This window comes from Mucilaginibacter sp. P2_A4, assembly GCF_056405015.1.
In genome coordinates, this window is record NZ_JBFUCX010000013.1 from 73017 (window position 1) to 95390 (window position 22374).

General features: G+C 42.3%; 14 protein-coding genes. 6 read left to right on the forward strand and 8 right to left on the reverse strand.

From position 1 onward, the window contains the following. The first annotated feature begins 96 nt into the window (after positions 1-96). The 5 genes from AC1DYB_RS22160 to AC1DYB_RS22180 are packed head-to-tail and all read left to right on the forward strand — an operon-like array spanning position 97 to position 7381. On the forward strand, positions 97-1404 hold the full coding sequence (locus AC1DYB_RS22160) for an SWIM zinc finger family protein (protein WP_477438080.1): 1308 nt from the start codon (positions 97-99) through the stop codon (positions 1402-1404). Then, positions 1404-2882 carry a DUF5691 domain-containing protein gene (locus tag AC1DYB_RS22165; protein ID WP_477438082.1) on the forward strand — a complete coding sequence of 493 codons (1479 nt, stop codon included), beginning with the start codon at positions 1404-1406 and terminating at the stop codon, positions 2880-2882. Before AC1DYB_RS22160 ends, AC1DYB_RS22165 begins: the two co-directional genes overlap by 1 nt. A 10-nt stretch (positions 2883-2892) precedes the next feature. Further along, a complete protein-coding gene (locus AC1DYB_RS22170; protein ID WP_477395950.1) occupies positions 2893-3969 on the forward strand; it encodes an ATP-binding protein in 1077 nt (358 codons plus the stop codon). A gap of 18 nt (positions 3970-3987) precedes the next feature. Then, positions 3988-6249 (forward strand): DUF5682 family protein, encoded by a 2262-nt coding sequence (locus AC1DYB_RS22175; RefSeq protein WP_477438084.1) that lies wholly within the window; start codon positions 3988-3990, stop codon positions 6247-6249. Continuing rightward, a complete protein-coding gene (locus AC1DYB_RS22180; RefSeq protein WP_477438086.1) occupies positions 6239-7381 on the forward strand; it encodes a VWA domain-containing protein in 1143 nt (380 codons plus the stop codon). Before AC1DYB_RS22175 ends, AC1DYB_RS22180 begins: the two co-directional genes overlap by 11 nt. Before the next feature lie 7 nt (positions 7382-7388). On the opposite strand, the gene AC1DYB_RS22185 is transcribed toward AC1DYB_RS22180, so the two are convergent. The 8 genes from AC1DYB_RS22185 to AC1DYB_RS22220 form a co-directional block, all read right to left on the reverse strand. Next, entirely contained in the window at positions 7389-7577 is a 189-nt protein-coding gene (locus AC1DYB_RS22185) for a hypothetical protein (RefSeq protein WP_477438088.1), read from the reverse strand. A 78-nt stretch (positions 7578-7655) separates the two neighbouring features. Then, the gene (locus AC1DYB_RS22190) at positions 7656-9275 is read right to left on the reverse strand and encodes a glycoside hydrolase family 43 protein (RefSeq protein WP_477438090.1); all 1620 of its coding nucleotides are present in this window, start codon (positions 9273-9275) and stop codon (positions 7656-7658) included. 616 nt (positions 9276-9891) lie between these two features. Continuing rightward, complete coding sequence (locus AC1DYB_RS22195; protein ID WP_477438092.1) at positions 9892-11802, reverse strand: glycoside hydrolase family 97 protein; 1911 nt, start codon at positions 11800-11802, stop codon at positions 9892-9894. Positions 11803-12071: 269 nt separating this feature from the next. Beyond that, on the reverse strand, positions 12072-12407 hold the full coding sequence (locus AC1DYB_RS22200; RefSeq protein ID WP_477438094.1) for an L-rhamnose mutarotase: 336 nt from the start codon (positions 12405-12407) through the stop codon (positions 12072-12074). 16 nt (positions 12408-12423) lie between these two features. Beyond that, entirely contained in the window at positions 12424-13440 is a 1017-nt protein-coding gene (locus AC1DYB_RS22205; protein ID WP_477438096.1) for an aldo/keto reductase, read from the reverse strand. Positions 13441-13456: 16 nt separating this feature from the next. Further along, positions 13457-14725 (reverse strand): L-fucose:H+ symporter permease, encoded by a 1269-nt coding sequence (gene fucP / locus AC1DYB_RS22210; RefSeq protein WP_477438099.1) that lies wholly within the window; start codon positions 14723-14725, stop codon positions 13457-13459. Positions 14726-14733: 8 nt separating this feature from the next. Beyond that, positions 14734-16380 (reverse strand): alpha-L-fucosidase, encoded by a 1647-nt coding sequence (locus AC1DYB_RS22215; RefSeq protein ID WP_477438101.1) that lies wholly within the window; start codon positions 16378-16380, stop codon positions 14734-14736. Positions 16381-16848: 468 nt separating this feature from the next. Next, positions 16849-17736, reverse strand: coding sequence for a helix-turn-helix domain-containing protein (locus AC1DYB_RS22220; protein ID WP_477438103.1), 888 nt, complete (start codon positions 17734-17736; stop codon positions 16849-16851). Positions 17737-18158: 422 nt separating this feature from the next. Here AC1DYB_RS22220 and AC1DYB_RS22225 point away from each other — a divergent pair, with 422 nt between their 5' ends. Beyond that, positions 18159-22322 (forward strand): hybrid sensor histidine kinase/response regulator transcription factor, encoded by a 4164-nt coding sequence (locus AC1DYB_RS22225; RefSeq protein ID WP_477438105.1) that lies wholly within the window; start codon positions 18159-18161, stop codon positions 22320-22322. Positions 22323-22374: the final 52 nt, after the last annotated feature.

The window sequence follows — 22374 nt, forward strand, 5'->3', positions numbered from 1 at the left end:
GGTTTTAAATAAATAATTCTGACTGTACATTTTTAATTTTTATCCTATTTTTAAGGCAAAACAACACAAACCTTTTTCACAATAAAGTAAAGTACTTTGCAGCTAACAGAAGACCAGATATACGCCCTTGCGCCTGATGAAGCTTCAAAAAAGGCCGGGCGCGATTTGGCTGCACCCGCCAAATGGGTTACCAAGGGAATAAACGAACAAGCGCTTTGGGGCGAATGCCAGGGAAGCGGAAGCAAGCCATACCAAACGCAGGTCGATCTTACCGCTATCGCTTTCAAATGCTCATGCCCAAGCCGTAAATTTCCGTGTAAACACGGGCTTGGTTTGTTATTATTATGTGCCCGCCAGCCTGGTTTATTTGCTAATTCGGATATGCCTGCATGGGTAGGTGACTGGATCAGCAAGCGATCTGAAAAAGAAGAAAAGAAAACCGAAAAAGCGGAAAAACCAGTTGATGAAGCGGCGCAGGCTAAACGCCAGCAATCACGCGAGCAAAAAGTAAGCGGCGGTATCAGCGAGCTGCTGATCTGGATAAAAGATATTATTCGTAACGGCATTTTAACCGTCCCCGAAAAAGGTGGAGTTTATTGGGATAACATGGCCCGCCGTATGATTGATGCCCAGGCATCAGGGTTAGCCGCTATGGTTAAAAACCTTGGCGCCACAAATTTCTGGAATGAAGGCTGGCAAAGCAGTTTTATGGATAAGCTATTGCAGTTATACCTGGTGGCTGAAAGCTACCAGCATTTACCTGCCATTAATCCCTTATTACAGCAGAATATACGCTCGGCCATTGGTTTTACGGTTAACCAGGAGGAACTTAAAAAGCAGAACGGCATTACCGACACCTGGTTGGTGATAGGAAAAGAAAGCCGCGAGGAACAACAGATCACTGTTGATGAAAACTGGTTATACGGCATAAAAAGTAATCAATATGCACTTGTTTTGCAATTTATTGCCCGCGGGCAGGTTGGGCAATTGTCTTTGAGCTCGGGTATGTACCTGGATGCAGAACTGAATTATTTTCCATCCGCCATACAATATAGGGCTATCATTAAAAATTATACTATCGCCGGGGCTAATGCTACGCAAAATATACAAAGTTTTACGGGGTGGAATCAGGTAGTTGAGTGCGAAACCGTGCTTAACAGTAAGCTGCCTTTCAGAAATGAGCTGCCATTTGTGGTAGCAGCCTTAAAACCGGTACAATACCAAAAACAATGGTGGCTGCAGGACCAGGATGGTTTTTTGTGCCGTATTGCTTCTGATTTTAAAAATATATGGCAGCTAATGTCTTTAAGCGGGGGACAGCCATTGATGATGAGCGTTATCGGTAAAGAAAACGAATACCGCCCATTGGGTGTTTGGCATAAAAATAAATATAAAGCTATTTGATGAAAGCCTGGGAATATGTGATTAATACCGCTATGCTGGGCACGGATAAACCGATGCCTGGCAGCGCCGACTTGCCCGATGAGGTAGCCGAAATAGCAGTTATGATCGATGCTGCAGAATCTTCAGATAAAGAAGCGAAGTTTTTGCAAAAGGCCGCTGTAATTTACAACTATCGTCAATGTGGATTTACACCTGAGCAAAAGGAGCTGCCGGTAACCGTAGCGCCCGAAGAAATAAAATCCTACTGTTCTGAAGAGGCCGCGAATGTTTTAAGTGATATCCTTAACGAGGATAACACTGCGTTGCTGGAATTATGGATGGTTCTGTGTAATACGAAGCAACAACTGTTTTGGCCTGATGTTTTACCGGCCGTTATGGATATAGCCTTAAAGGATAAATCGTTACAACCCCTGGTTAATGCATGCAGTGGAAACCGTGGATGGTGGTTAAGTACGTTAAACCCTGCATGGGATTATTTTACAATCCTTACGAATGAAGAAATCTGGCAAACCGGCAAGCCCGAAGAACGGGTCAGTGTGCTTAAAAAGTTAAGGCAAATTAATCCGGAGCAAGCAAGGGAATGGCTACAGCAAACCTGGGCGCAGGAAAACGCTGCAAGTAAAGTTGATTTGTTGAAAGCGCTTCGTATAAATGCCGGTGCCGCCGATCTGGAATGGCTGGAAAGTTTGTTGAATGAAAAGGGGCAAAAGGTAAAAGATGAAGCCCTGGCTTTACTTAAATTGATACCTGGCTCTGCCATCGTAAATCTTTACCAGGATTTATTAACGGAATCCGTCATCCTTAAAAAAGAGAAAGCTTTATTGGGGATGATGACTAAGGTTTCCATTCAGCAAAAATTGCCGGATACAGTTGATGAGAACATCTTTAGATCGGGGATAGAAAAGTTAGCCGGGCAAAAAAGTGGCATTTCTGATGAAAGTTTTATTATATACCAATTGATGGCTGCTGTTCCGCCTTCATTTTGGGAAAAGCAATTTGAGGCCACAGCTGAGCAGGTGGTGAGCTACTTCGAAAAGTATGCCTTGTCGCAAATGGGCGCATTAATTAAAGCTGTAATAACATTTAAAGCCGATAGCTGGATTCCCTATTTGCTAAATCAGGCTGGTTTGTATGCCGATTTTGTCAATAAGCTACCATCACAGCAGCGGGACAAATATATGTTAAGGTTCTTTGCAAACGATCCGCAAAATACCATCAATATAGCACTTAATTGTGAGCAGGAATGGGGTGCAGAATTTGTCATATCTGTATTACCCTATATGGCTAATAACCCTTATATATATAACCGCGCTTTCTTTAATAAACATATTAAACTCATCCCGACAGCCGTTATCAATCAGCTTGAAAAAATAGAGTCTAAAGATGCCAGTCAGCAAAATGCTTGGGAAAAAAACAGAGATCACTTATTTAAATTACTGGGCTTAAAGCAACAAACACTTAAAGCCTTTAACGTATAAATACCTTAACATGTCACAGCTATTACGTCAGCATGCAGAGCAATTATTTGCACACGAACTGGAAGAACTTAAAAAACAGGATAACGATAAACGACCGGCCAACTGGGTCCTTTCGCCACAATCTGTAGTTACTTATCTAATAGGCGGTAAACTCAAAAACGGGTTTGAGGTATCACCCAAATATATCGGTAACCGCCGCCTGATGGAAATAGCTGTTGCTACGCTCACCACGGATCGGGCTTTGCTGTTATACGGTTTACCCGGTACTGCTAAAAGTTGGGTAAGCGAACATTTGGCAGCTGGGGTAAGTGGTGATTCAACCCTCATCATCCAGGGGACGGCAGGTACCAGCGAGGAATCAGTGCGTTACGGGTGGAATTACGCCCGTTTGATAGCGGAAGGTCCTTCTGCGGGGGCATTGGTTGAAACCCCGGTAATGCGGGCAATGAAAGATGGCAAGATTGTTCGGTTGGAAGAGTTAACCAGGATAGGTGCAGATGTGCAGGATACGCTGATTACCATACTGTCTGAAAAAACGTTACCGGTGCCTGAACTAAATACGGAAGTACAAGCCATTAAAGGCTTCAATGTAATTGCTACAGCCAATAACCGCGATAAGGGCGTAAATGAATTATCCAGCGCGCTAAAACGCCGGTTTAATACCGTGATATTGCCACTGCCTGATTCGATAGAGGAGGAGATTGATATTGTACGCCGCCGGGTAGAAAGCTTTGAGAAAGTGATGGAGTTACCTGCCGAGCCGCCAGCTTTGCAGGAAATACGCCGGATAGTAACCATTTTTCGTGAGCTGCGTAGCGGCGTTACAATGGATGGCAAAACCAAGGTGAAAATACCTACGGGTACGCTAAGCACAGCCGAAGCTATTTCGGTAGTGAACAGTGGATTATCAATGGCTGCCTACTTTGGCGATGGAACTTTGAAGGCGGCAGACCTGGCAGCAAGCATAATAGGCTCGGTAATAAAAGATCCCGTGCAGGATAAACTGGTATGGCAGGAATACCTGGAAACCGTTGTGAAAACACGCGGTGATTGGAGTGATATTTACCGTGCCTGCCGCGATTTATAATAAAAAGCAGATCAGTTCATGGCTATAAACATATTAGGTATAAGGCACCACGGCCCCGGTTCGGCCAGGAATGTGAAAGCATTTCTGGAATCGGTTAAGCCGGATATTGTATTGGTGGAAGGCCCGCCGGAGGCCGATGATATGCTTCAATGGGTGGGACATGCCGATCTAAGGCCTCCGGTGGCTTTGCTTTGTTACCAGCCGGATGATCCGCAAAGGTCCGTATTTTATCCCTTTGCAGATTTTTCGCCTGAATGGCAGGCTATTCTTTATGCCCGTAAGCAAAACATTCATGTGCGTTTTATGGATCTGCCTGCAGGTAACCAAATGCTGATAGAGAAGGAACAACATGAAAAAGATGATGCTCCTATTAATCCGGATCAAATCAACCTGGAAGCGCAATCTTATGAGCAGTTATATAAATCCCCCATTAGCTACCTATCAGACGCGGCCGGTTTTGCCGACGACGAAAAATGGTGGGAACACACTTTTGAATATCGCTTAAATAACGATGAAGTATTTGATGCTGTAGCCGAAGCCATGCAGGCTTTGCGCGAAGACCTTCCGAAAAAAGATAAAAAACTGGAGGAACTGCGGGAAGCCTACATGCGCCGTTGCATCCGGCAAGCCGAAAAGGAAATGTTCCACACCATCGCGGTGATTTGCGGGGCATGGCATGTACCAGCCTTGAAAAATAAGACCTCACAAAAAGATGATAATGAATTACTCAAAGGCCTGCCTAAAGTAAAAACCGAGTGCACCTGGATCCCCTGGACGTTTAGCCGATTAAGCTTTTACAGCGGTTATGGCGCCGGTATTAATTCGCCGGGATGGTATAACCATGTTTGGCACCATCCACACGATGATGGTACTTTGTGGATGGCCCATGTTGCCCAATTGTTCCGCAAGCAGCAAATGGACACTTCGGTTGCACATATTATAGAGGCAGTGCGCTTAGCAGAATCGCTTGCTTCCCTGCGTGGCCTTCCAAAGGCGGGTTTGGAGGAATTAAATGAAGCGACACTAAGCGTATTATGCAATGGAGAAGCTATTCTGCTGAAACTGGTGCATGATGAGCTAATTGTCGGTCATCAGATAGGGGAGGTACCCGTAGAAATACCTAAGCCACCACTGCAGCTGGATATTGAAAAGCTGCAAAAGAAATTAAGACTGCCAGCTACAGCCGATTTTAAAGACTATACGCTCGATCTGCGCAAAGATACGGATCTGGAACGGAGTGTTTTTCTGCACCGGCTTATCTTGCTGGGCATTCAATGGGGCAGGCAGCAATATGTTGCAAGTAAAGGGACTTTTAAAGAGCAATGGCGCCTGCAATGGGATCCTGGTTACTCTGTTGAAATCATCGAACGCGGTAATTTAGGGAATACGGTTTTAGAGGCTGCTGCCAATAGTGTATTAAACCAGGCAGAAGAAGCTACAGATCTGAAAGTGATCAGCGATTTGCTTGAAAAAAGCATCCCGGCTGAATTGCCTCAGGCTATCCAGGTTTTAATTCATCGGTTGAACAACTTAGCGGCAGCATCGGCAGATGTGATTGAGTTAATGGAAGTTGTGCCCGGCTTAATTACGGTTGCCCGTTATGGCAATGTGCGTAAAACGGATGCCACGGTTGTCTTAAGTATCATTAGCAGTATCATAACCCGTATTTGCATTAGCTTGCCTAATGCCTGCGTGGCTATTGATGATGATGCCGCGCAACAATTGCTTGGTTTATTTTATAAGTTAAATGATGGTATTAATTTATTGCAGGAACCTGAAACTACCACAAGCTGGCAACAAACTTTGCAGGTAATTGCAGCTAACAAAAATACATCGCCTGTAATTGGAGGTTATGGTACACGCTTGCTAAATGATAGTAAACTGTTAACGGCCGATCAGTTGATGCAATACTTTGGCTATGCCATGTCGGCCGCCACTGCTCCTGTGATTTCGGCCGCCTGGTTGGAAGGTTTTTTAAAGGGCAGCGGGACTTTATTACTGCTCGATCAGGATTTATGGCAGGTGATCGATAACTGGGTATCAGGCTTAAACAACGAAACCTTTATGCAGGTACTGCCATTACTGCGCCGTACTTTTGCTAATTTCTCCAATCCGGAACGGCGAAAGTTAGGAGAAAAAGTGCGTACAGGAGGGACGGCCGGGCAACAACACACCACAGCTATTGCAAACTTTGATACCGAACGGGCCAAAAAAGGACTCCCGGTAATAATGGAACTATTGGGCTTAACCATTAACAACAGCGAATTAAATGGAAATTGAACCACAGCACCTGCGTAAGTGGCGGTTGATCCTGGGTGGTCACCAACAGGAAGGGACACAGTTTGATCTGGATGAAGCCGATCTGAAGGTCGACCGTACGCTTGAAGCTTTATATGATAGTAATAAAAGCGGAGGCTTGGGTGCATCATCACCAAACGTGAGCCGGTGGCTGGGCGATATTCGCACATTTTTCCCGGCAAGTGTAGTACAGGTAATGCAGCAGGATGCATTGAAACGCCTCAATTTAACCCAGATGCTTTTTGAAAAGGAAATGCTGGAGAACATTGAACCCGATGTGCATCTGGTAGCCACTTTAATGACTTTAAGCCGGGTGATCCCCGATAAAACCAAAGATACCGCCCGGCAGGTAATACGTAAAGTAGTTGACGAACTCATGAAAAAACTGACTGAGCCAACACGACAAGCCATTACCGGCAGTTTGAACAGAAGTATCAGAAACACCCGGCCACGCCATAATGAAATTAACTGGGGCGCTACCATACTTAAAAACCTGAAGCATTACCAGCCTGAATATCAAACGATCATTCCAGAAAGTAGGGTAGGTTACGGTCGTAGGCGATCGTCATTAAAAGATGTGATTCTTTGTCTGGATCAAAGCGGCTCAATGGGCTCATCTGTGGTTTACTCAGGCATATTTGGCAGTGTGATGGCATCCATCCCGGCTATAAAAACAAAAATGGTTGTGTTTGATACTGCCGTTGCCGATTTGACCGAAGAGCTGACCGATCCTGTTGAACTCCTGTTTGGCGTACAGCTTGGTGGCGGTACTGACATTAACGCGGCCTTAACTTATTGCCAGCAAATAGTAACCAAACCCTCAGATACCGTACTGGTGCTGATCACCGACCTGTACGAGGGCGGAAATGTGAACGAAATGCGCCGCCGCGCTGTTGAGCTGGTTATTGCCGGTGTGCAGCTTGTGGTGCTTTTAGCCCTGAACGACGATGGAGCGCCCTCATATGATCATCGTAATGCCCAGTTTCTGGCCGATTTGGGTGTGCCTGTTTTTGCCTGTACGCCCGATAAATTTCCGGAATTGATGGCCGCCGCATTAACTAAACAGGATATTGGTTTGTGGGCTGCTAAAGAGGAGTTGATCGTTAAAACCTAATGATGGCTTATTTAGGCCATTTATTGAAATAAACCTGGTAGGGTAAGTGTTCTGTTGTAAGTCCTTCAAGCGCTGTTCCCTTTTCTGAAATAACAAGTTTAAGTTCAAGGAAATCTGTAACGGAAACCTGATTTTTAGGTTTCACCAGCGTGATCTTCCTATTCTTGCCATAGTCAAATTCATTTGGGTTGGCCAATAGGCCCGGGTGATTTAGGTGTCCTTCAAAATCTCGTCAATTTTTGAGCGGCAATGTATTTGACTTGCATATAGAATTTTAATTATTTCTTTGTTTTTCAGGACCTGAGAATGTATAGTTAAAAAAGTCGATATCTACATATCCTTTTTCCCGTTTGTTATTGTAAGAATATATCCCCAAACGATCACCTCTATAGGCCTCCCACACTAACTTGTACGCAGGCCCAAAATTCTTGAAATTCGTACCATCGGTACTGTATGAATACTGACTAACACCATCAAGACCCCAAACAGACCGCAGCCAAAGAATGTTCTGATTTATTTGATCTCCATCTGTTATCTGGCCTTTTAAGTTGTATTCCAATCTTTTTATCTTTCCGTCAAAACGTACGCCTATGGCCGAATAAGCTGGATGCCCGAAATGAGTGAACCCGGCTTTTTGGCCGTCCGCCATTCTATTCAGATCCAGTTTAACAATTACTTCGTTAGCCTGAGTAGACATAGACCGCTGCGTAAGGATATTACCCACCTTTGTAAGGTTATCATTCTTTTCAAGCGAACTGAACGCATAAAGCCTAAGCCAACCCTTTCTTTCCTTCAAAGACCACTTATCAGCCCTCGGCTGGTAGTTCCATTCCCATTGTTCATTCAATCGGGTTCCCGAAAAATAATCACTTGTTTGGGGAGTAATGATTTTTTTTCCAGCAACAGGTTTCCTGCCCTCCCAAACCATGGTGCCAATTCCATCTTCGCCCACTTTTCCTAAAATTGGCCAGCCATCTACCCAGTTCACGGGGATCAAACTCATGATCCTGCCAAACCAATCTCCGTCTCCATGATGGGTAAGAAAATACCAATCCCCCTTCTGTGTTTGTACAATACCGCCCTGGTTGGGTGATTTTATACAGCTTTGTGCATGGCTCAACTGCTTAACTTCTGTATAAGGCCCCCAAATATTCTTTGAGCGCTCCATCATTACAGTCCGGCCGTCTGCCTTCATTTCACTGAATAAATGGTAGTAGATTCCGTTTATCTTGTAAAGTTTGTTAGCCTCACTTCCCTTTGATTGGTAAATAACCTTATCAGTACCCTTAATGATATCTTTACCGTCAGCAGTGAGTTTAAAGAGGTGTATTTTATAATTATCCTTGAAATTTGTACCAATGAAATACCCCTGGCCGTCATCATCCCAGAAAGGACAGCAGTCATCCCAACCGGCTTCACCCATGATTTTATGTAACGGAGTCCATGGTCCCTTTATATTTTTAGCTGTTGTCATAAAATACCCCTCGTCAGGCGTTCCGAAATAAATCCAGAATCTACCTTGATGATAACGTATTGCTCCGGCCCAAATGCCATTACCATACCGGTTCATTCGATCCCAGTTCATTTCAGGAGATATTTGTGTAATATCAGGCACTGCATGGCTTTTTATGGTCCAGTTTGCCAGATCTTTTGAATGAAGGATGATTATTCCCGGAGAATATTGAAAAGTAGAAGATATGGCGTAATAATCATCTCCTACACGGATACAATCAAGATCGCTGTAGTCCGCAGGCAATATTGGGTTCCGATAAGTGCCATCGTTCTGATCTCCCCAGGTGGCCCAGGTATTCCATTTTAGATTTTGATTATCTTGCCCTCTTACAGATTTAAGAGCAGTGATCAGGATGATTACAATAAGAAATTGCTTATACATAATTTAAGATACTTTGGTGATTACCTTGTTTTAATTGCCGGGAAATCGCTGTTAACATTTTGGATAAGGTAATACCTTTCAACGGGCAGAATAGGTAGCCGCTATGCGGCATTTTTCCTGATTCTTTTCTTTCTACAAACAGGTAGCCGCTATGCGGCATTCTTTCATATTATTAAATATTGGTGCCGCATAGCGGCTACCTATTTGTAGAACAAGTGTCTTTATGCTTTTTTGCTCCATAGGAGCTACCTTTTTGTATGAAAATCTTTAAAAGCGATTTCCCTTGTTTTAATTGCACCTGGCTATTATTTCTTTATTTCCTTTTGTTGATTGCTTGTTGATCCAATATTTGGGGCCGCTATTTGCCTTTTGTTTTTAACACCAGGGTGGTTACCAGCGAATCTAATTGCACTGTAGCCAGATCAAGTGTGATGCCCGCATCTGCTGGCTCTTTACAGCAAAAGAATGGCATATAAGAGCTAATACAAGCCCGGTTGCCGTAATTTTTATTTTTTGTTTGAACATAGTTTGGGTTTCATTGCCGCAACTGAAGCTGCCAGATGCTTTAAAAGTTGTCTGCGTTTCATGATATTTTTTATTTAAGTGTGTTTGAGTTCTACTCGCTAATTACTCCTGCAAAACCGCCTCTTGGCAGGCATTGGATTTGCAGCATATTTGATTTTTTGATGCTTCTGGCTTCGCCTGTAATAGATTTTGTATCTATTCCGTCCTTGAATATTTGGAAAGAATAGTTTGAGTTGCCTAAAAAGTTAAACGTAAGATTGAGTGTTTGCGTTGTATCTTTTCCATTAAGCCCGGCAACATACCAAAGTTTACCTTTTCTTCGAGCTATAACAACCATTTCGCCCGGATAACCATTTATCAGCTTTGTTTCATCCCAGGTTGTAGGAAAGTTCTTTAGAAATTCCCGGGGGGCTTCAGGTAAGTCATAATAAGCAGAAGGCCTGTCTGCAAAATGCTGTAATCCGGATTCAAATGCCACAGCCAAAGCCAACTCATGAGCAAAGGAAGTTTTATGTTCATGTTGCGAATTGGAAAAAGTTACCGGTGTGTAGTCCATAGAACCCACTATATTCCGAGTAAATGGAAGAGTGGTATTATGCGAAGCAGCCTTATCTGTTAAAATGCCGTTGTTATTATACCATTCTGCACCATACACCGCTTCGGTACTCATTAAATTGGGATAAGTGCGCGCCCAGCCACGTGGTACGGTAGCTCCGTGAAAGTTTACCAGCAGATTGTGTTTTGCCGCATCTTCCAGAATATCAATATAATATTGCATCATAGCCTGTTGGTCTCCCGCAAAAAAGTCGACCTTGATCCCTGATACTCCAATCTCTCTCAGCCATGAAAATTCTTTTTCTCTTTTCTCGTGTGTTAAGAGCCTGTCAGCAGGTGTCGCGCCAAGCCACTCGGTACCCGAGTTATACCATAAAAGCGTTTTGATGCCTTTGCTCCTGGCATAATTCAACGCGTCATTTAAAGTTCCCCCGTTTGCCATTGTATCCCATTCCCAGTCAATAAGTACATAGGGCCATTTCATTTTTACTGCCAGGTCAATGTATTCAATCACCCTTTGATAATCCTTTGAGCCGTGATTGTAGGCCCAATATACCCAAGCTGCACTTCCAGGTTCAATCCATTTTGTGTCTTTAAAGGCGGCAGGTTCGCTCACATCAGTAATTAGTGTACTTTCTACCAAGTCGGCCAGCTTTCCTACTATCATCACATGCCATTGCGATTTCCACGGTAAATTGGAAACAGCTCCTCCGTGCATGTCTTTTTTTGCCACAGGATAACTCACCTTATACAGGTTTGTATTTTGTTTATTGTTAAGTTTTGCTGCGCAATTTTGCCTGGTTATACCTGCCTCAGAAATGAGTACCCATAATGACTGGTTATTAACCTTATACAAGGCCGGATATCCCCATTCGCCGCTGTTTTTCTCATTAGTTCCAGTGGTGCTAAGCGGATAAAAATTTTCATAAGATTGATCAAATGGCTGCATCCACCTTGCGGTACCTTCAGGGATAACATAAGCTGTCGCTTCGTCTTTAATAGATAAACTGGAGTCTGAGCGATTGGGAAAAGTATATCTGAAAGCAAGCCCATCGTTATAAACCCTGAAAGTGATATTCAGGGACTGTTTTGAGTCATTCTGATAATTAAATGTTTTTTCGGTACCAAAGTTTTCGCAAAGCTTCCGCTTTCCTGTCAGCATTTCGTATTTGTCATGAACCAATACAGGCTTGCTTTCACCAATCAGTTTGAGATTTAATATGAATTGCTGATCCTCCCTTGAAATGCCTAATGGCGAAGCTGGCAACACTTCAATATAAGCCTCCTTGCTTTTATACAGCACTTTAAAATAGGCTTGACCTAACCCTTTCTGGCCTGCTGGCTGCATTTCCACAACCAACTTAATTTTTTTATTAGGGGATAGAATTTGTTGGGCATAACCAACTGAGCCTAAAAAAAAGCTCAGAATAAAAAAAACGCTTTTCATATTAAATTTTTATAAAAGTTTAATCCTGTAGTTGAAATATTTTATCCATTGTCACCCATTTCTCACCGTTTGTAGCCCGGAGAGGGGAGATCCTGAAATTTTATAACGGTTTGGCTCTCTATAGAATGAGGTACATTATTCATCGGCTTATAAAAGGTTCGATAATAATTTACTGTTACACGGTGTTCCAATAAAGCTATTTGGTGAAAACAAAATAAGATAAAGCCACCGTCGCGGAATTGCGTCAATCAGATTTTACTTGCATGTTTTTATAGCTGAAAAATCTGTTCCATGATCACCCATTTTTCCCCATCCTTTGCCCAAGGGAGGGGTTGTTGAAATAGCCACATTAACTGTTCCCATTCCTGTACTTTTGGGTTAAGTGCATCCATTTGCTCTTTTTTTTTAGCCTCATACAGATCGCTTGTTTCCATGATCATAAACAAGCGGTTGCCCGTACGGTAGATCTGCATATCCAGAATTTCCGCATCCAATATGCTTTTTCGTATTTCCGGCCAGCTATTTTCAGCCTTATGCCAATGCTCATATTCTGCTATCAATTGCGGATCATCCTTTAAATCAAGGGCCAAACAGTATCTTTTCATAGTGCTATTTAATTTTTTACAAATAGGCGGAAGCGTACGATTCGTCAACTAAACCGTATTGTATCATCTCTTTCCAAAATTGTGCTGGAATTTTTAATGAGGCCAACGCAATATTTTGTGAAACCCTATCAGGATTGGTGGTATTCAGGGCAATACTTTTAACGCCAGGCCCATTTAGTCCAAAAGCCACACATGCATCGGCCGGTTTTATATTGTAATTTGTACATAAGCCATAAAACAACTCCCGCCAGTTATATAGATGTTTGTCTTTTATCGGATCAGTCAATCGGTAATTATAATAAGCTGACCCGGTTAAAAAGCCGCCGTTAAAAACGGCCGAATTGATGATCTGGGTACCTTGTTTTTCAAGCTCCTGCATAAATTCTATTAATTCCGGAGGATGGCTATGAATTGTCATGCTATTGGCTATCATTACCCAATCAAGTTTCACGTCATTAGTTATTTTTTTTATGATCCGCCAATCCTTCGAACCTACACCGATGCCCTGCACTTTACCATCCCGTTTCAATTCATTCAGCGCGCGGTAAGCCTCCATTATATCCCGGTAGCGTTGTGCTTGTTCCTGCTCATCTTTTGCTGCATTCAGATATTCATCGGGGTCATGTACCGACACCAGTTCTGCATGATAATTGCCCAGCAGCCCATTGCCCTGTTCATAGCATTCCAAAATTCCTTCATAACTTATCCGCTGAATGGCATCATATTTCAGATCGCGCCATACACCGGGTTCAAAAGTAGGTTCGGGGGTTTTTAATGCGGTGCGCAGCCAACCCAGTTTATTGCTGATCAATACATCTGAGGGCTTTACATCCAATTGTGTCAAAGCGTTTCCCAGCGATTCAAGCGCGAGCCCGGCACCGTATTTACCAGCAGAATCAAATACGGCTGGTTTAGGGGAGCACCTGACGCTTTCCGCAACAATAGCACATTTAGCTTCATCTGAAAGCGCTACGTATAAGTTTCCTAAGCCACTGGTTCCAAAAATTACTTTGGGTAAACTAATTTCTTTCATGTAAGGATGAATTATTTTAAAAGATAGCTGAAACCGGTAACTCTTCAGGTTGCACTTTTACGCGGTAGCCTTTAAATCCAAAAAATGCTATCACCACAAAACAGATCAATGGCACCACATAGCCGTATTGAATATTACCGGTTATATCGCTGATGTAACCAAATATTCTCGGCATAATGGCTCCGCCGACGATGGACATAATGATGAGGCTACTGCCGAACTCCGTATCAGCTTTTAATTCTTTTATACCCAGCGCAAAAATGGTTGGAAACATGATGGACATAAAAAAGCAGATGCCGATAACCGTGTAAACGGTAACCATGCCATGGCCTAAAATGGCGACAACGCAAAGTAAGATATTGATGCCGGCATAAACTGCCAGCAAACTTGCCGCGGCGTAGTACCTCATTAAAAATGTACCGATAAATCGGCCTATCAAAAAAGCAGCGCCGCATAACCCCAAATAGTAGGTAGCCTTTACCTCGGTAAGGCCTGCAGCTTTTGGTGCATACAGGATAAACAAACTAAATACACAAACCTGCGCACCCACATAAAAAAACTGTGCGGCTACACCCCAGGCCAAATGGCGGTGCTTTAGGGCATGGAAAATATTTTTACTGGCGGCATGCCCTTCATGCTGCTGAATACGCGGCAGTCGGGTAAAGGCAAAGATAATAGCGATGATTACCAGTATGCTACCGAGTATAAAGTAGGGCATTTTCACGGAAGAAGCTTCGGCGGCAAGCGCCAGTTTGCGGCCCTGCTCTGTCATTGCGCTTAATTGCGCTGTTGTATAGCCTTTGGTAAGTATAATACGCCCGCCAATTATAGGCGCCAGGGTTGTAGCCAGTCCGTTAAACGATTGTGCAAAATTAAGCCTTTGTGTAGAAGTTGCGGGATCGCCTAACGATGAAGCATACGGATTGGCGGCTGTTTCTAAAATAGTTAATCCGCAGGCAATAATAAACAAGGCAACCAGGAAAAATGAATATTGCTGCATATTGGCTGCAGGTATAAATAAATAGGAGCCAAACGCAAAAATAAGCAGGCCTGTTATAATGCCTGTTTTATAACCATATTTTTTCATAATAAAGCCCGCTGGCAAGGCCATCAAAAAATAGGCTATGAACACAGCCGAATCCACCAGCGTAGCCTGAACGGTTGTAAGTGTAAAAGACTTTTTTAGGTGAGGAATCAATATAGGGTCGAGGTTGTGAGCGAAACCCCATAAAAAGAATAAACTGGTAATTAATATAAATGGGAAAAGACTTTTATTCTTTGTCATGATATTTATTAAATAGCCCCCTCTATTTTTAAAACGAATGCATCTTTACCCGGAGCCTGTTCCGGCAATTTTACTTTGAGGCCAGCCTCTGTCTGTTCAAAACTCAATTTATCGTTTCCAAGCATACTTACGCTGGTTATATTACCTGCTTCGTTACCTTTTGCTAGCTTTTTAATAAGCGCCTCATTCCCAGTGGGCCAACCCAGCATAGTAGCGTAAAGGGTTTTACCTTTTACTGTAAACCGGATATCCTGGGCCCCGAATGGTTTTCCCTTGCCTTCATTAAAGCCCTGCGCATTGATAGGTGCCGCCGAATCTGTTGCCGGGCCTTCTCCAAATACCTTCCAAGGGCGGGTGCCATAAATTGCCTCACTGTTAACCTGCATCCAGGCTCCTATGCCTTCAACTACCGCACGCTCTTCGCTGTCAATGGTGCCATCACCACGTAATGGGATGTTTAAGAGCAAGTTGCCATTTTTACTTACAATATCAACCAGGGTATGCACCACCGTTTTGGCGCTTTTGTATCCTTTATTATCAAATATGCGGCGATCATAGTGCCATGCACCAATACAGGTATCCGTTTGCCATGGCAAAGGCTCTATCTGGTTGCTTTGGCCGCGTTCTATATCCCATATCATGCATTTGCGCTGTTGCTCATTCAATACTTTACCAAACAGCGCGGCTTGTAGTTTACCATGTTTTTTAATACTGGTATTGTACATATGCGCCGCTATTTTTAAGCCGGCATCGCTTACCGGCCAAAGAGGCAATGCAGTGTCGTCAAAATAAATCAGCTCGGGGCCATACTTGTCAATCAACTCTATGGTGCGGTTCAAAAACTTATCACAATAAGCTTTATTGGGTACACTTGCGCCATTGCCCCAGTCCCAGTGGGCGCCCATACTGTCGTCATTAAGGCTATCCTTGCTTAATGCATGATTTTGCGCATATAATTCCTGTGGGTCATAGCCACTCCACCATTTACCAGCACCATCCGCTTTGGTGAGCTTGCCATCATAGGGCACACCCGCGTACGGTCCGGTTTTATCAGCGCGCTGCGCAACTTCATACCAGGTCCATGGGTGGGAGGCGTGTACAGTTACACCAAAAGGCAGGCCGTGTTCTTTAGCGGCTTTAGCCCAGCCGCCAACCAGGTCTTTTTTTGGGCCCAGTTTAGTGGAGTTCCAGCTTTGGTATTTGCTGTCGTAAAGGTCAAAATTATCATGGTGATTGGCCAGTGCCATAAAATATTTGGCTCCGGCTTGTTTGTATAGGCCAACCAGGTCTTCAGGGTTCCAGTTCTCGGCCTTCCATTCATTAATAACGTCTTTAAAACCAAATTTTGAAGGATGCCCATATTTTTGAACATGGTATTTATATTGGTCACTGCCTTCCTGGTACATCCCGCGTGCGTACCAGTCGCCGCGTTCGGGCTGGCATTGAGGGCCCCAGTGCGCCCACATTCCGAACTTGGCATCACGAAACCAATCGGGCACCTGGTATTGAGCCAATGAATCCCATTTTGGTTGAAACGGCCCGGCGGCAATGTCAGGATTTGAATGGGTTTGCAACAAATTGTTAGCATAAAGTTTAGAAAGGTATAAGGAAGATACCCCCGTGGCTAAACCTTTTATTAATGTTCTTCTGTTCATAATTGGTTCTGGTGATTTAATAAATAGTTATACCTATCTGCAATAAATAAATAGCAGGAAACGCTATAAGTCACTCTATATTTATAATTGGTTAATCGGCAATTCGCATTTACAATTGATAAATCAAATTTCTTTGAAAGAATATCTAAATAATTGACCTAATGGGACTTTTTTTTGTAAAAAACCGACTTTTTACATAATGTTACAATAACGGAAATTGGAATTGGTAAAAGGAATTAATTAAGCCACAGGGATTATATGAATCTAATTATAATTGGCTTATATAATGAAAGTTATTATTTTGATGAGGTTGAGCATTTTTTCGCACCATTGCTTTGTTGATCGTGTAGCGGCCGACCCCGAAAAGGAATTATTAAAACGTTTTCTGTGCTTATTTCAGACTATGATGAGCTCAATATTGTATCATAGCTGATGATAAAAGCGTGTTACTATTGCCGCATTTGGAGGCTAATGATTAAAACCGACCTGGTACATCTGTTTTTTATATTCGCTGGGCGACATGCCAGTCAGTTTTTTGAAGGTTTTAGAAAAATAAGAAAGGTTGTCAAATCCGGTTTGAGTGCAAATTTCCGAATAAGACATTCTACTTGTCGCCATCAGATATTGCGCACGCTCAACACGTTTTTGATTTATATAATTTAATGGCCTGGTTCCCGTGTGCTGCTTAAACTGCCTTGAAAAGTAATCCACATTTTGATTAGCCCGGGAGGCGAGCAGTTGCACCGAGAGATCTATGTGTAAATTAACAAGGATATAATTTAGGGTTTCGGCAATTTTTACCGGGATAGGTTTATTTTCCGGATGTTTGAATAATTGGGGGTTCAGGAACTTGGCGGTCAGCATCATCAGGATACCCTGGGTTTCCAGGTATGTTGAAGTGTTTTGCTGATTGTTAAGTTCCTGGTATTCTTTATAATAAATGTCTTTTTCATACACCTTGGGGTTATCAGACCGGTTAATTCCTCTTCCCGGGTTAATTTCAAGGAGTCTGTTAAAAAGGCTAATATCCATTTCGGTAGCTTTTGTTTTCAATACAGCCCTGTTATTGGCAAAAAGTGAGGTTCCATCTATCGAATCCTCAAAAAACTGAACAAAAAACTGGCCCAGGTAATTACTGCAGTTTAAATTACATAGGGTGAAACTCGGAATGATGTACAAATAGCCTGGTTCAAGCTTCAATGAACAGGCCGCATCTGATATATCACCTTCTCCATCATCTATATAATATATACGGTAATATGGGCTGATCACATTGCTGTAATTCCATTTTGAGTTAAGCCTTACATGGTCAACATTAAGGAGCGAAAAAGTGTGTTTTAAATTCCTTTTAATCATCTGAACAACAAATATGCAAATTGCTTTGATATACCAGAGTGTATATGAATGCTTTAAATATAATAAAGTCGGGTTTTTACAAAAAAAAGTCTATTTCAATCAAATTTTCAAGTAATGGTTTGCTGTAGGTTTGAATCAACCAATATAAAGAACGAATACCTTAAAACTTTGCATTAATCTGGGCATTAATGGGCCTTACTGATGGTGAAAATCATCGGCGGCATATGTGTTATGCTTAAAGTATTCAGAGATGTTACCATACAGATGCGCAGACGGAAAGAAAAACATTGGTCAAAGGCAGTACTTTTGGATTTACACGTTCAAAATTCGATATTTACTAAAGCCATATCCATAAATTTTGCATTTGTTGCAGATAGCCTAATCTATTAACTGAATGTTATTAATACCCCTACTTTCAAGCTATGAGATATAAATTATCGCTAAGCGCTTTTATTTTACTGTTGATGCTTGATGTTGCTTTTGCCCAAAACGGCAAATACCAATTTTCGCAGCTAAACAGAAGCAATGGTTTGTCTAACAACCAGGTTAACTCCGTCTTTAAAGATTCTGAAGGTTTTATGTGGTTCGGCACGGCAGCGGGCCTTAATCGTTACGATGGATACACTTTTAAAATATTCAAACATGATGTTTATAACAAAAAATCCCTTATCGATGATTTTGTAACCGGTATTTTTGAAGGACCAGGTAAAAAATTATGGGTATCAACGCGCAGCGGATATTGTTTTTACGATCCTGAAACAGAACAGTTTGATAGTGATATATCGCTCATGACAGGTTCTTTAAAACTTCCCGGATATCCTTTTGTCTCTAAGATAATCCGCAGCGGCAAAGGCGAGTTTTGGTTTGTTTGCCCCGATTCTGGCCTTTACAGGTATAATGAATTAAACAAAACAACCAGGCGGTACTATCACCATCGCTTAGGTGCGTCATTACATTCAAATCTTATTGCAGATATTGCACAGGATGCAACCGGTAATATATGGTTAGCATATCGCGATGGGGTAGTTGAGAGATTTGACATCAACCAGGATAGAATTGGTTATAACACCGATGTTTTTAGTAAAGCTGCCAGCAATAAGGATGGGAATTACTCAATTACCGTAGACAGGGATAATGATTTATGGTTATATTCTTCTAATTTTAATTCCGGCGCATATTATTACAGTCCTTCTTCCGGGGCATTCCGGCATATTACTGAGGAGTCGACCGGGGCAAAATTAAGGTCAGACATCATCACTAATATTATTCAGGCCGATGATGGCTTGATATGGATAGCCACCGATCATGGCGGTATAAACGTGTTAGATAAAAAAAAAATCACCATAACCTATTTACTGAACCGGGAGGACGATGCCAAATCGCTAAGTCAAAACAGTGTGACCCTTTATAAAGATGATTCGGGTATTATGTGGGCCGGTACATTTAAAGAAGGGGTAAGTTATTATCATAAAAATATTATCCGGTTTCCACTCTACAGGCATTTCGCCTCGGATTTCGAAAGTTTGAGTTTTGAGGATGCTAACAAGTTTGTTGAAGATAAAAATGGCAACCTGTGGATTGGTACCAACGGAGGGGGCCTGATTTACTTTAACCGTAAAACCGGCGGTTTTAAGCAATACAAGTACGAGCAGGGAAATTTAAACAGCCTCAGCAATGATATCATTGTTAGTTTATGTATCGACCATGATCAGAAATTATGGATAGGAACCTATTTCGGCGGGTTGGATTGTTTTGACGGAAAAAAATTTATTCATTATAAACATGATGATAAGGTAGCCGGCAGTATTGCAGATAACCGGGTATGGAGTATTCTTGAAGATTCTTCGAACAGGTTATGGATAGGAACATTTGCGGGGGGGCTTCAAATATTTGACAGAGACAAAAAGATGTTTTACGCCCCTTTTAAGCAAGTGGATATCAGGTCTCCATACATAGCCACACTCTTGGAGGACAAGGTGGGTAATATTTGGGTAGGAGGATACTTTGGCGTTGATGTAATATTGAAAAACAAGGGCCGGGTTATTCATTACAGCGCTGATAAAAAAGGCACAAACAGTTTGATCAGTAACAGTATAAATTGTATCACACAGGACAGTCGCGGCCTCATCTGGATAACAACGCGCGAAGGGGTGAGCATAATTAATCCGGAAACAGGGTCTGTCAGTTCATTAACAGAGCAAAACGGATTGCCGGCCACCACCATAATGGATGTACTGGAGGATAACCGGGGAACAATCTGGTTAAGTACAGCCAATGGATTGAGCAGGATAAGCTTTACCACCAAAAAAGTGCCTTATACTTTCAGATTTGAAAACTTTGATGAAACAGATGGCCTGCAAGGCCGGGAATTTAATACACGTGCTGCCCTTAAAACCAGAAAGGGCGAATTGATATTTGGAGGTGGGCATGGTTTTAACATTTTCGATCCTTTAACCATACATGCCAATATATATAAGCCAAAATTGACTTTTACTGATTTTTTGCTGTTTAACAAAAGCATAAAGGCTAATGAAGAAGTTAACGGACATATAATATTGTCAAAAGCCATTTCGGCAACCCGCGGGCTGACACTGACACATAGCGAAAACGTATTTACAATTGAATTTGCCGCACTCAATTTTTTTAACCCCAATAAAGTAAAGCATCAGTACATGATGGAGGGTTTTGACAAGGATTGGCTTGACGCGGATAATGCTACACGAAAAGCTACATACACAAACCTTGATGGCGGTGATTATGTTTTTAAGGTGCGGGCCGTTAGCCAGGAGGGAAAATGGGCGCCTGATTATATATCATTAAAAATTAAAGTATTGCCTCCGTTCTGGAAGTCGACAATAGCCTATTTTATTTATATACTGCTCATAGCAGGAATGCTTTTTTTTATGCGCCGAAGGGGGATTCAAAAAATAAGAAGGCAGTTTGAAAATGAAAAGGAGAAGCGGGAGGCTAAATTATTAATTGAACAGGAACGCCAGGAGGCGCGGCGTATGCATGAACTTGATATCATGAAAATCAAGTTTTTCACCAATGTAAGCCATGAATTCAGAACCCCCTTATCGTTGATAATGGCCCCGGTTGATAAGATTTTAAAGCATACTGTAGTAGAGGAACAAAGAGATCAGCTGCATTTGATAAACCGTAACGCCAAACGTTTATTAAATATGGTAAACCAGTTGCTTGATTTCAGAAAAATGGAGGTACAGGAACTCAGGCTGCATGCACGGAACGGGGATATTATAAGTTTTATCAAGGAAATGGTTTACTCTTTCTCGGATGTGGCCGAGAAAAAACACATCACGCTGGTATTCGATTCGGAAATTCAAAGTCTGACAATCAGTTTTGATCACGATAAAATAGAGCGCATCATCTTCAATTTGCTTTCCAATGCATTTAAATTCACGCCGGATGGCGGGCATGTAAGTGTTTTATTGGCAATGATTGAAAAAACTCCTGAAAAACGATTGCTGGAGATAAAGGTTCTTGATACAGGCATTGGAATTCCGCTTGATAAGCAAGAGAAGATTTTTGAACGCTTTTTTCAAAACGAAGTCCCCGGCACTATGGTTAACCAGGGAAGCGGAATAGGATTGTCAATAACGAAGGAATTTGTAAAGCTGCATAATGGCAAAATATCAGTAGAGAGCGAACCGGGAAAGGGCAGCTATTTTACGATACTGTTACCGGTTGATTTAGCAAGCGAGGAACAAGTATCCGCCAATGAACCTGAATTACCTGTTGTAGCAATAACCGAAGCCCCAGACTGGGTACAGGCAAGAAGCGACAATGCGATTAAAAAACTTACTGTTTTACTGGTTGAAGATAACGAGGATTTTCGTTTTTATTTAAAGGATAATTTAAATGATACCTTTAACATTATTGAGGCTGCTAATGGAAAGGAGGGATGGCAAAAAACCCTCGCTCTGCATCCTAACCTTGTAGTCAGCGATATCAGTATGCCCGAAATGAATGGTATCGACCTATGCCGAAAAATACGCAACGATAAACGAACATCACATATACCTGTGGTATTACTTACCGCAGTTACCGGAGAAGAGCTGCAATTGCAGGGGCTTGAAACCGGCGCTAATGATTACCTGACCAAGCCCTTCAATTTCGAGATACTGACCTCCAAATTAAAAAATATATTGGCCATACAGCAAGATATGCGCAAAACCTATCAAAAGCAATTGGATGTTAAGCCAACGGAAATAGTGGTCGAATCATTTGATGAAGCGTTTATTAAAAAAGCAGTACAGGTTATTGAAAAAAACATTGGCAACAGCGATTTCTCGGTAGAGGAACTGAGCAGTGAAATGTGCGTAAGCAGGGTTACATTATATAAAAGAGCGTTGGCTTTAACCGGGAAGTCGCCGGTAGACCTTATCCGGTCTATCCGCCTAAAACGCGCCGCTCAATTGCTTGAAAGCTCACAATTAACCATATCACAGATATCATACAAAGTTGGCTTTAAAAGCCAGAAGTATTTCGTGCGATGCTTTAAGGCCGAATTTAATTGCCTTCCATCTGCATATGCTAGTAATAAAAAGCATGTGGCACCTAATTAACAGCCATCCAATCTGATAAGCCCTTTTACAATTTCTATTTTTTAGGCCCATT